The sequence below is a fragment of the Streptomyces gardneri genome, from assembly GCF_006539185.1.
GTDB classification, from domain to species: Bacteria; Actinomycetota; Actinomycetes; order Streptomycetales; family Streptomycetaceae; genus Streptomyces; species Streptomyces gardneri.
Genome location: NZ_BJMN01000074.1, coordinates 1 through 11758 on the forward strand (window position 1 = coordinate 1; position 11758 = coordinate 11758).

The following is an 11758-nucleotide window of genomic DNA, read 5'->3' on the forward strand; positions in this document are numbered from 1 at the left end:
CGCCGAAGAGCGTGCCGGCGTTGAGGCCGAGCCAGTACCAGCGGCGGTAGCGGGCGCCCGCGAGGAGGCCGACGCCGATCGCGATGACCATGGCGTACGTGACGAGGCCGAGCATCGGGTTGGGGAAGCCGAAGACCGCGGCCTGCTCGCTCTTCATGATGTTGCCGCAGGAGACGATCGGGTTGAGGCTGCAGCCCGGCGTGAAGTTCGGGTCCTCCAGGAGCTTGATCTTGTCGATCGTGATGACCCAGGAGGCGAGCAGTCCGGCCGCTCCGGTGATCACGAGCAGCCAGGAGAAGGCCCGGCTCGCCCCGATCGTGCCGCCGCCGTCCCGGCCGGACGCGACCTCGTCCACCGCTGCCTTCGCCATGTCACCTGTTCCCTCGCTCGCGGGCCTTGTGGGCACGGTCATTCTGCCGCACCGGGCCGGGTGCCCACCGTTCGGTGGACATAAGTTCGGTGGACATAAGGACGCGGCCCCGCCCCTCCCGGGCACGCGCGGAGGGGCCCGGACCGCGTCACGCGATCCGGGCCCCTCCGTCCGTACGGTCGGTCAGGCCAGCTTGGCCCGCACCGCGTCCACCAGGGCGTCCACGGCGACGGCCTGCTGCTCGCCGGACTCCATGTCCTTGAGCTGGACGACGCCCTCGGCGAGGTCGCGCTCACCGGCGACGACCGCGAGCCGTGCCCCCGAGCGGTTGGCGTCCTTCATGGCGCCCTTGAGGCCCTTGCCGCCGAAGGAGAAGTCCGCGGCGATGCCTTCCCTGCGCATCTCGGTGATCTTGCCGAAGAGGACGCGGCGCGCCTCCTCGCCGAGGGCCACCGCGAAGACGCTGGTGGCGGCGGGGATGTCGAGCTCGACGCCCTCGGCCTCCAGGGCGAGGACCGTGCGGTCCACGCCGAGCGCCCAGCCCACCGACGGCAGCGCCGGGCCGCCGATCATCTCGGAGAGGCCGTCGTAGCGACCGCCGCCGCCGACCGCCGACTGCGAGCCGAGACCGCCGTGGACGAACTCGAAGGTGGTGCGGGTGTAGTAGTCCAGGCCGCGGACCAGCTTGACGTCGTCCTCGAAGGCGACGCCCGCCGCGGTGATCAGGGCGCGCACCTCCTCGTGGTACGCCTTGCACGCGTCGCACAGGTAGTCGCGCAGGAGCGGCGCGTCGGTCAGCTGCTTCTGCACGGCCTCGCGCTTGTCGTCGAGGACGCGCAGCGGGTTGATCTCGGCGCGGCGCAGGGTCTCCTCGTCGAGGTCGAGACCCCGCAGGAAGGTCTGGAGGGCCTCGCGGTAGACGGGGCGGCACTCCTTGTCGCCGAGCGAGTTCAGCAGGATGCGGAAGTTCCGCAGGCCGAGCGAGCGGTACGCCTGGTCGGCGAGGATGATCAGCTCGGCGTCGAGCGCCGGGTCCTCGGAGCCGATCGCCTCGGCGCCGACCTGCGAGAAGTGGCGGTAGCGGCCCGCCTGGGCCCGCTCGTAGCGGTAGTACGAGCCGGAGTACCAGAGCTTGACGGGGAGGTTGCCGAGCTTGTGCAGATTGCCCTGGAGCGCCGCGCGCAGGACGGAGGCGGTGCCCTCCGGCCGCAGGGCGAGCTCGTCGCCGCCCTTGGTCGTGAGGGTGTACATCTCCTTGGACACGATGTCCGTGGACTCGCCGACACCGCGGGAGAACAGCTTCACGTCCTCGAAGCCGGGGGTCTCGACGTAGCCGTAGCCGGAGTTCCGCAGCGGCGCGGAGATCGCCTCGCGCACGGCGAGGAACGTCGCGGAGCGGGGCGGCAGCAGGTCGTAGGTGCCCTTGGGGGCCTTGAAGGTACTCACGTGGATCTTCGTCACATTCCTCGTCGGGGAGCCTTCGTGCTCCCGAGGCCGGAGGCCACGTCCCGCAGATAGGGGTTCGTGGCGCGCTCCTGGCCGATGGTCGTCTGGGGACCGTGTCCCGACAGCACCACGGTCGAGTTGTCGAGCGGCAGGCACACGCGGGCCAGCGATTCGAGCATCTCGTCCATGTCACCGCCGGGAAGGTCGGTGCGTCCGATGGAGCCGGCGAACAGCAGGTCCCCGGAGAAGAACACGGAGGGGACCTCCGTGGTCTCCGGCATCCTGAAGGTCACCGACCCCTTGGTATGACCGGGCGCGTGGGCGACGGAGAAGTCGAGACCGGCGAGCTTCAGCTCGGCGCCGTCGGTGAGCTCCCGAACGTCGTCGGGCTCCCCCACGGTCAGCTCGCCCATGAGGGGCATCCCGATGGAGCGGCCGAGGGCCTTCTCCGGGTCGCTCATCATGTAGCGGTCGGACGGGTGGATCCACGCGGGGACGTCATGGGCGCCGCACACCGGGACGACGGAGGCGACGTGGTCGATGTGTCCATGGGTGAGGACGACGGCGACGGGCTTGAGCCGATGCTTCTTGAGCGTCTCCTCGACTCCCTGGGCGGCCTGGTGGCCCGGGTCGATGATGACGCACTCCTCGCCTGCGGCGGGGGCGACCAGATAGCAATTGGTCCCCCAGGCCCCGGCGGGGAACCCGGCAATCAGCACGTTCGTCCTTAGATGTCGTCCGGCACGAGGGCGCGGAATTCGCGGAACCCGCAGAAAACGCGGAATGCGGCCGATCAGAGCCTACCGGCGCTGCCGCTTCCACAGCCAACCCGTATACGGTACGGGCACATCCGGCCAGGCCGGGAACAGACGAGCGACGGGAGCGGACCCGGTGGTCACGAGCGATCAGCGGCGGCGGCAGCTTGCCAGGGAGAAGTACGCGCGGCAGCAGGAGCGGCGGGAGGAGAGGCGGCGCAAGGCGAAGCAGCGCAACATCGTCGTCGCGGCCTCCCTCGCCGTGGTGCTGGCGGCCGGTGGCGCCGTGTACGCCTCGGTGGCGCTGACGGACGACAAGAAGGGCTCGGACGCCGCCGCGGGCGACACGCCCACCACCGCGGCCCCGACGCCCTCGCAGAGCGAGTCGGCCGCCCCCGAGCCGAAGATGGCCGTGGACGCCAAGGCCTCGTACACCATGTCCCTCAAGACCAACGAGGGTGTCGTCGCGATCGCGATGGACGCGGCGAAGACCCCGCGCACGGTGAACTCCTTCCACCACCTCGCCGCGAAGAAGTACTTCGACGGGAGCAAGTGCCACCGTCTGACGACCGACGGCATCTTCGTGCTCCAGTGCGGCGACCCGACCGGTCAGGGGACCGGCGGCCCGGGCTACAACATCCCGGACGAGAACCTGGACGCCCTGGGCAAGGCCGGCGCGGACGGCAAGGTGACCTACCCGGCCGGCACGGTCGCCATGGCCAACACCGGGCAGCCCGGCACGGGCGGTTCGCAGTTCTTCCTCGTCTACAAGGACAGCAAGCTGCCGCCGAGCTACACCCCCTTCGGGAAGATGGACGCGGCCGGCCTCCAGGCGGTCAAGGACGTGGCCGCGGCCGGTGGTGTGGACGGCGCGTCGGACGGCGCCCCGAAGAAGCCCGTCACCATCGAGAAGGCCACCGTCGCGAAGAAGTGAGCCGGGGCGTCCGCACACAGGCGTGACCGTTGAATTTCGGTCGCGCTGAGTGCGGACAGCCGGGCCGCCGTTCGCCTAGATTGGCGTTGTGCAGCGTGGGCCTGTCGGCCGTGCGCTGCGGAAGGCGGGCGAGGCCCGCCGGGAAACTGTGGACGATGCCCGGGGGGTACCACCCCACGACGGCATCATGGTGAGGAGGCGCTGTGAGCAGCGACCCGTGGGGCCGCGTCGACGAGACGGGCACCGTGTACGTGCGGACGGCCGAGGGTGAGAAGGTCGTCGGATCGTGGCAGGCCGGCACCCCCGAGGAGGCTCTGGCCTACTTCGAGCGCAAGTACGAGGGCTTGGTGGTCGAGATCGGCCTCCTCGAGAAGCGCGTGAGGACCACCGACCTCTCGGCGAAGGACGCCACCACGGCGATCGAGCACATCCGCCAGCAGATCGACGAGCACCACGCCGTCGGCGACCTGGCGGCGCTCGGCGCCCGGCTGGACAAGCTCGTCACGTCGGTCGACTCGCGCCGCGAGGAGCGCAAGGCCCAGAAGGCCAAGCAGACCGACGAGGCGCGGACCGCCAAGGAGGCGCTCGTCACCGAGGCCGAGGAGCTGGCCCAGAGCGAGCAGTGGCGCTCCGCGGGTGAGCGCCTGCGGGCGCTCGTGGACACCTGGAAGGGTCTCCCCCGGCTGGACCGCAAGTCCGACGACGAGCTGTGGCACCGCTTCTCGCACGCCCGCTCGGCGTTCTCGAAGCGCCGCAAGGCCCACTTCGCCTCGCTCGACGCCCAGCGCGAGGACGCCCGCAAGGCGAAGGAGCGTCTGGTCGCCGAGGCGGAGTCGCTGTCCAAGTCCACCGACTGGGGCACGACGGCGGCCCGCTACCGCGACCTGATGACGGAGTGGAAGGCCGCCGGCCGGGCGCAGCGCGAGCACGAGGACGACCTGTGGAACCGCTTCCGCGGCGCCCAGGACGTCTTCTTCGCGGCGCGCGGCGAGGTCTTCGCCGAGCGGGACGCGGAGCAGACCGAGAACCTCAAGCTGAAGGAGGAGCTCGCGACCGAGGCCGAGAAGCTGCTCCCGGTGACGGACCTGAAGGCGTCGCGTGCGGCCTTCCGCTCCCTCAACGAGCGCTGGGAGGCCATCGGCCACGTCCCGCGTGACGCCCGCCCGAAGGTCGAGGGCCGGATGCACACGGTGGAGAAGGCGATCCAGGAGGCCGAGGAGACCGAGTGGCGCCGGACGAACCCGGAGGCACGCGCGCGTGCCGCGGGTCTGACCGGTCAGCTCCAGGACGCCGTCGAGAAGCTGCGCAAGCAGATCGACGCGGCCCGCGCCGCCGGGAACGACTCCAAGGCCGACAAGCTCGCCCGCGAGCTGGAGGGCCGTCAGGCCCTGCTCGACCAGGCCATGAAGGGCCTGGAGGAGTTCGGCGGCTGACGCCGTAGCCGTACATGACGAGGAAGGCCCCCGGCATCGCGCCGGGGGCCTTCCTCGTACGTACGGCTACGGGCGCCGGGCGCTGGTCACGCGGTACACGTCGTAGACGCCCTCCACGCCCCGGACCGCCTTCAGGACGTGGCCCAGGTGCTTGGGGTCGCCCATCTCGAAGGTGAAGCGCGAGGTGGCCACCCGGTCGCGGGACGTCTGGACGGCCGCCGACAGGATGTTGACGTGCTGGTCCGAGAGGACCCGGGTGACGTCGGAGAGAAGCCGGGAGCGGTCCAGGGCCTCGACCTGGATGGCGACCAGGAAGACCGAGGACTGGGTGGGTGCCCACTCGACGTCGAGGATGCGCTCCGGCTCGCGGGAGAGCGATTCCACGTTCACGCAGTCGCTGCGGTGAACCGATACGCCACTGCCCCGGGTGACGAATCCGATGATCGGGTCGCCGGGGACCGGCGTACAGCAGCGCGCCAGCTTCACCCAGACGTCCTCGACGCCCTTGACGACGACGCCGGGGTCGGCGCTGGAGCGGCGCTTGGAGCGGCCGCGACTCGGCGGTGCGACCTCCTCGATGTCCTCGGTGGCCGCCTCCTCGCCGCCGAGCGCCTGGACCAGCTTCTGGACGATGGACTGGGCGGTGACATGGCCCTCGCCGATCGCCGCGTACAGCGAGGAGATGTCGGTGTAGCGCATCTCGTGGGCGAGGGTGACGAGCGAGTCGCCGGTCAGGATCCGCTGGATCGGCAGGTTCTGCTTGCGCATGGCCCGCGCGATGGCGTCCTTGCCCTGCTCGATGGCCTCGTCGCGGCGCTCCTTGGAGAACCAGGCGCGGATCTTGTTGCGGGCGCGCGGGGACTTGACGAAGCCGAGCCAGTCGCGGGAGGGCCCGGCGCCGGCGGCCTTGGAGGTGAAGACCTCGACCAGGTCGCCGTTGTCGAGGGTCGACTCGAGCGGTACGAGCCGGCCGTTGACCCGTGCTCCTATCGTGCGGTGGCCGACCTCCGTGTGGACCGCGTAGGAGAAGTCGACGGGGGTGGCCCCGGCGGGCAGCGCGATGACGTCGCCCTTGGGGGTGAAGACGAAGACCTCGTTGCGCGAGAGGTCGAAGCGCAGGGACTCCAGGAACTCGCTGGGGTCCTCGGTCTCCTTCTGCCAGTCGAGGAGCTGGCGCAGCCACGCCATGTCGTTGAGGTGGTCGTCCTTGCCCGTCCGCTTCGGCACGTCGGCGCGGACCTTGGAGGCGCCGGCGACGGCCTCCTGCTTGTACTTCCAGTGCGCGGCGATGCCGTACTCGGCGCGCCGGTGCATGTCGAAGGTGCGGATCTGGAGCTCGACGGGCTTGCCGTTGGGTCCGATGACCGTCGTGTGCAGCGACTGGTACATGTTGAACTTCGGCATCGCGATGTAGTCCTTGAACCGGCCGGGGACCGGGTTCCATCGCGCGTGGACGGTGCCGAGAGCGGCGTAGCAGTCCCTGACCGTGTCGACGAGGACACGGATGCCGACCAGGTCGTAGATCTCCGCGAAGTCACGGCCGCGGACGATCATCTTCTGGTAGACGCTGTAGTAGTGCTTGGGGCGGCCGGTGACGGTGGCCTTGATGCGGGCGGCGCGCAGGTCGGTCTGGACCTCGTCGGTCACTATGGCGAGGTACTCGTCGCGCTTGGGCGCGCGCTCGGCGACGAGCCGGACGATCTCGTCGTACATCTTGGGGTAGAGGATCGCGAAGGCGAGGTCCTCCAGCTCCCACTTGATGGTGTTCATGCCCAGGCGGTGGGCCAGGGGCGCGTAGATCTCGAGGGTCTCGCGGGCCTTCTTCTCCTGCTTCTCCCGCTTGAGGTAGCGCATGGTGCGCATGTTGTGCAGGCGGTCGGCGAGCTTGATGACCAGGACGCGCGGGTCCTTGGCCATGGCGACGACCATCTTGCGGACCGTCTCGGCCTGGGCGGCCTCGCCGAACCTGACCTTGTCGAGCTTGGTGACGCCGTCGACGAGCAGGGTGACCTGGTCGCCGAAGTCGCGGCGCAGGTCCTCCAGGCCGTACTCGGTGTCCTCGACGGTGTCGTGCAGGAGACCGGCCATCAGCGTCGCCGGGTCCATGCCGAGCTCGGCGAGGATCGTCGTGACCGCGAGCGGGTGCGTGATGTACGGGTCGCCGCTCTTGCGCTTCTGACCGCGGTGCCAGCGCTCGGCGACCTGGTAGGCGCGCTCGATCTGGCGGAGGGTCGCCGTCTCGATCTTGGGGTCGTTGGAGCGGACGATCCGCAGCAGCGGTTCGAGGACCGGGTTGTACGGGGACGAACGCTGGACACCGAGGCGGGCGAGGCGCGCCCGGACGCGGTTGGAGGAACCGCCCGAGCGGGCGGGCGCGGCCGGGGCGGGCCTGGCGGTCGAGGCCGGGGCGGGCGCCTCGGGCGCGGGCCCGGTCTCCGCGGGCTTGTTCTGGGGCGTGCCGGTCCCCGGCGCGGCCTTTTCGGCCTTCGGGTCGGGCTGCGCGGCGGAGAGTGACTGGGCCTCGTCTGGCAAGAGCGCTCCTCGTGCGGTTCCGGGTCCCCCGGTCAGGCCCGGAAAGGCCATGGTATCGAGCCACGCCCCGCCCTGCTCACGCGCCCGGGACGCGGGCGGCACGGACGGCGGGGAAGCGCGCTTTCCGGGCCCCGTAAGGGGGCACAACGGAAAAAACAGCGGGGGCGCTCCGGGGATTCCCCGGAGCGCCCCTGTGGGCCTTGCTGTGGCCGTGCTGTCGGACCGCTGGGTCAGACCGTGATCAGTGCCTGGAGCGGGGCGCCGTTCAGGACGGGTTCCAGCCGGGCACGGCCCGGGAGGAAGCCGAGCTCCATGAGGACCGCGACGCCCGCGACCTCGGCGCCGGCGCGGCGGACGAGCTCGATCGAGGCCTCGGCCGTGCCGCCGGTGGCGAGGACGTCGTCGATGACCATGACGCGGTCGCCCGCGGCCAGGTCCTCGGCGTGCACCTCGATCTCGGCGGAGCCGTACTCCAGGTCGTACGCCTGGCTGAGCGTGGCTCCGGGGAGCTTGCCGGCCTTGCGGACCGGGATGAAGCCCAGGCCCGCGCGGACGGCCACCGGGGCGGCCAGGATGAAGCCGCGGGCTTCGAGTCCGACGATCTTCGTCGCGCCGTGCGCGGTGCACAGTTCGGCGAGGGTGTCGGTGAGGGCCGTGAACGCCACCGGGTCCGCGAGCAGCGGGGTGATGTCCTTGAACAGCACGCCCGGCTTCGGGTAGTCGGGGACGTCACGGATGCGGCTGAGCAGCAGCTCGGTGACGTCCTGCGTACCGGCGGTCATCCGCGGTGCTCCTGGGCTCCGTGACGGCCCACGCGCGGGCCGACGACGGCGGCCTCGGCGGTCAGCTCGTCCGCGGCGTCCAGCGGCTCGCCCTTGGCGGCGGCGGAGGCCCGCTTGGCCAGGACGCGCTTCTTGAGCGCCTTGATCGCCGGGTCGCGTTCCTTGAGGTCGGCGACGAGCGGGGTGGCGATGAAGATCGAGGAGTACGCACCGGCGGCGAGACCCACGAACAGCGACAGCGAGATGTCGTTCAGCATGCCGGCGCCGAGGACGCCGCCACCGATGAAGAGCAGACCGGCGACCGGCAGCAGCGCGACGACGGTGGTGTTGATCGAACGGACCAGGGTGCCGTTGATCGAGCGGTTGGCCAGCTCGCTGTAGGTGAAGCGGGTCTGCTTCGTGATGTCCTTCGTCTGTTCCTTGAGGGAGTCGAAGACGACGACCGTGTCGTACAGCGAATAGCCGAGGATCGTCAGCAGACCGATGACCGTACCGACGGTGACCTCGAAGCCGACCAGTGAGTAGATGCCCACGGTGATCGTGAGGTCGTGGATGAGGGCGATGAGCGCCGCGACCGCCATTCTCCACTCGAAGGCGATGGCCAGATAGATCACCACGAGGATCATGAAGACCCCCAGACCGGTCCAGGCCTTGTTGGCGATCTGCTCACCCCAGCTGGGGCCGACGAGCTCCGCCGCGATCTTGTCCTCGGGGACGTTCATGTCCTTGGCGAGCTCCGCGCGGACCTGGTCGGACTGCGCGGTGTCGAGACCGCCGACCTGGATGCGGAGGGAGCCGTTGCCGAGCTGCTGGACGATCGCGTCGTGGCCCGAGGCCTCTTCCGCGTACTCCTGGGCCTGACTGACGGAGACTTCCGACTTCGGGGTGGTGAAGACGGCGCCGCCCTGGAACTCGATGCCCATGTTGAGGCCGCGGACGGCCAGGGCGACGATGGCGGTGATGGTGATCAGGATGGACAGGCCATACCAGATCTTGCGGTTGCCGATGAAGTCGTAACCGACCTCACCGCGGTGGAGCCGGGCGCCGAGATCGCCGAGCTTCGACATCTCACGCCTCCTTCGGGTCGGCAGCGGCAGGGGCAGTGGCACGGCGGGCGCGGCGCAGCGGCGGCTTGGCGCCGAGACGCTTCGGGTCGAGACCCGACCACGGGTGACCGTTGCCGAAGAACTTGGTCTTCGCGAGCATCGTCATGATCGGCTTGGTGAAGAGGAACACCACGACGACGTCGAGCAGGGTGGTGAGGCCGAGCGTGAACGCGAAGCCCTGGACCTTGCCGACGGTGACGACGAAGAGCACGGCCGCGGCCAGGAACGACACGAAGTCGGAGACCAGGATGGTGCGGCGGGCACGCGGCCAGGCGCGCTCGACGGCCGGGCGGAGCGTGCGGCCCTCTCGGAGCTCGTCGCGGATGCGCTCGAAGTAGACGATGAACGAGTCCGCGGTGATACCGATGGCGACGATGGCACCGCAGACGGCCGGCAGGTTCAGCGCGAAGCCGATGGCCGGGCCGAGCAGGGCCATGATCACGTAGGTGAGCAGCGCCGAGACACCGAGGCTGAGGATGGCGATCAGCGACAGGCCGCGGTAGTAGGCGACCAGGTAGATGATGACCAGGGCCAGACCGATGGCACCGGCGATGAGGCCGGCTTCCAGCTGGTCGCCGCCGAGGGCGGCGGTGACGGTGTCGACGCTCTGGGTCTCGAACGTGAGCGGCAGGGCACCGTAGGACAGGATGTTGCCGAGGTCCTGCGCGGACTCCTGGTTGAAGTTGCCGGAGATCTCCGCGCTGGCGCTGAGCGTCTGGCGCACGGAGGGCGCCGAGACGACCTGGCCGTCCAGGACGATCGCGAACCGGTTCTGCGGGTCGGCCTGCTGCGACAGCTTGCCGGTGATCGACTGGAACTTCTTCGAACCCTCGTCCGTGAAGTCCATGGTGACGATCCACATGCCGCGCTGCTGGTCGAACTGACCCTTGGCGTCGTCGACGTCCTTGCCCTCGACCTCGGCCGGGCCGAGGAGGTACTTCGCCCACACACCCGGGTTGTCCTCGCCGCAGGCCACGGTGGGCTCGTTCGGCTTGACGCCCTGGCCGGCGGCGGCGCGCTGCTTGGGGTCGAGGCAGTTCAGGGAGGCGAACTTCTGCTGCAGCGCCACGGTGGCGGCGTCGGCGGAAGGGGTCGCCTGCGGGGTGCCGGTGGCCTTCGGCTTCGCGGAGGACGAGGCGGTCGCCGTCGGCGTCGGGCTCGGGGCCTTCAGGGCCTCACTGACCGCGCGGCCCTGCGTGGTGGCGGTGGCCGTCGGGGTCGCCGACTTCTCGCCCACGCTCGCGCCGGAGGACGAGGAGGCGGACGGCTTGGCCGAGGGGGTTCCCGAGGCGGAGCCCGAGGGGGTGGCGCTCGGCGCCGCCGGGGGCGCGCCGTCGGCGACGGTGAGAACGGGCCGGAAGTAGAGCTGGGCGGTGGTGCCGACCTGCTCGCGGGCCTGCTTCTCGTTCGTTCCCCGGGGGATGTTGACGATGATGTTCTCGCGGCCCTGGGTCTGGACCTCGGCCTCGGAGACACCCAGACCGTTGACACGGCGCTCGATGATGCCGACCGCGGTGTTCATGTTGGTCTCGTTGACCGCCGACTCCTGGCCGGGCTCGGCCTTCGCCTTGAGCGTGATCGACGTTCCGCCGGCGAGGTCGATGCCGAGGCGCGGGGTGGTGTGCCCCGACCAGAACATGCCGCCGGTGAGCGCGACCATGGCAATCAGGATGATTGCCAGGGCGCGGCCCGGACGGCTCTGTCCCCCCGCCGGCCTTCGGCCCTTCTTCGGTGCTGCCACCTGTCGTATCTCCCTGTCCAACCGTCTTCCGCCGGGTATGCGTGAGACGGCCACGAAGTGTGTGTGGGGACCTGCCCCCGCAGACGTGCAACCGTTCCGGGGACCGCGCACGCCGGTGGGCGTGCGCGGGGTCCCCGGCCGCGACTACTTCGCGTCGGTCTCGCCGTCGGTCTTGCCGTCCTTCTGCCCCTCGGTCGCGGCCTCGGCCGCGTCCGCCTTCTTCGTCAGGTCGGCCTTCGGCGCCGCGTCCTCGGACTCGGCGGTCTCCGCGTCCTTCTCCGTGGCCTCGGCGGTCTCGGTGAGCGAGGAGGCGTCGTCCGGGACGACGGCGTCGGTGTCCGACTCCGGGTCGTCGCCGTGGACGATGCGGTTGTACTCGGAGTCCTCGAGGACCGCGCCGATCGAGTTCTTGGCGTAGACGGCGTGGACGCCGGGAGCAACCTCGAGGAGGACGGTCTCGTCGCCGATCTCCTTGACGGTGGCGTACATCCCCCCGATCGTCCGGACGCCGGTGCCGGGCTGCATCTCGTCGCGCATCTGCGCGGCCGCCTGCTGCTTCTTCTTCGCAGAGCGGGTCATCAGGAACATGGCCCCGATGAGGACGATGAAGGGGAGGAGGGTCACGATGCTCACGGGACGGGTTTCCTTCGCACGGTCGC

At 70.3% G+C, this 11758-nt stretch carries 10 protein-coding genes; 2 read left to right on the forward strand and 8 right to left on the reverse strand.

What is annotated here, in order from left to right; genetic code table 11:
- From SGA01_RS37660 to SGA01_RS37670, 3 genes are all read right to left on the reverse strand, one after another.
- A partial coding sequence (locus SGA01_RS37660) for a vitamin K epoxide reductase family protein (protein ID WP_141302687.1) occupies window positions 1-370 on the reverse strand: 370 nt, incomplete at its 3' end.
- 183 nt (window positions 371-553) lie between these two features.
- Window positions 554-1816 (reverse strand): histidine--tRNA ligase, encoded by a 1263-nt coding sequence (hisS, locus tag SGA01_RS37665; protein ID WP_141302689.1) that lies wholly within the window; start codon window positions 1814-1816, stop codon window positions 554-556.
- A gap of 11 nt (window positions 1817-1827) precedes the next feature.
- Window positions 1828-2535, reverse strand: coding sequence for an MBL fold metallo-hydrolase (locus SGA01_RS37670; protein WP_055644555.1), 708 nt, complete (start codon window positions 2533-2535; stop codon window positions 1828-1830).
- A 172-nt stretch (window positions 2536-2707) separates the two neighbouring features.
- Here SGA01_RS37670 and SGA01_RS37675 point away from each other — a divergent pair, with 172 nt between their 5' ends.
- Both SGA01_RS37675 and SGA01_RS37680 read left to right on the forward strand, forming a co-directional pair.
- Window positions 2708-3505: a peptidylprolyl isomerase gene (locus SGA01_RS37675; RefSeq protein WP_055644554.1), complete on the forward strand. Its 798-nt coding sequence runs from the start codon at window positions 2708-2710 to the stop codon at window positions 3503-3505.
- Between the two features lie 203 nt (window positions 3506-3708).
- Window positions 3709-4938: a DUF349 domain-containing protein gene (locus SGA01_RS37680; RefSeq protein ID WP_141302691.1), complete on the forward strand. Its 1230-nt coding sequence runs from the start codon at window positions 3709-3711 to the stop codon at window positions 4936-4938.
- A 66-nt stretch (window positions 4939-5004) separates the two neighbouring features.
- Here the strand turns inward: SGA01_RS37680 and SGA01_RS37685 are convergent, their stop codons facing one another.
- From SGA01_RS37685 to yajC, 5 genes are all read right to left on the reverse strand, one after another.
- A complete protein-coding gene (locus SGA01_RS37685; RefSeq protein WP_141302693.1) occupies window positions 5005-7470 on the reverse strand; it encodes a RelA/SpoT family protein in 2466 nt (821 codons plus the stop codon).
- 230 nt (window positions 7471-7700) lie between these two features.
- Window positions 7701-8252: an adenine phosphoribosyltransferase gene (locus SGA01_RS37690; protein WP_141302694.1), complete on the reverse strand. Its 552-nt coding sequence runs from the start codon at window positions 8250-8252 to the stop codon at window positions 7701-7703.
- Window positions 8249-9319, reverse strand: coding sequence for a protein translocase subunit SecF (gene secF / locus SGA01_RS37695; protein WP_141302695.1), 1071 nt, complete (start codon window positions 9317-9319; stop codon window positions 8249-8251). The genes SGA01_RS37690 and secF overlap by 4 nt, the downstream gene beginning before the upstream one ends.
- A 1-nt stretch (window position 9320) precedes the next feature.
- Window positions 9321-11099: a protein translocase subunit SecD gene (gene secD / locus SGA01_RS37700; protein ID WP_141302696.1), complete on the reverse strand. Its 1779-nt coding sequence runs from the start codon at window positions 11097-11099 to the stop codon at window positions 9321-9323.
- Window positions 11100-11243: 144 nt separating this feature from the next.
- Window positions 11244-11732 (reverse strand): preprotein translocase subunit YajC, encoded by a 489-nt coding sequence (yajC, locus tag SGA01_RS37705; protein WP_141302697.1) that lies wholly within the window; start codon window positions 11730-11732, stop codon window positions 11244-11246.
- Between the last annotated feature and the right edge of the window lie 26 nt (window positions 11733-11758).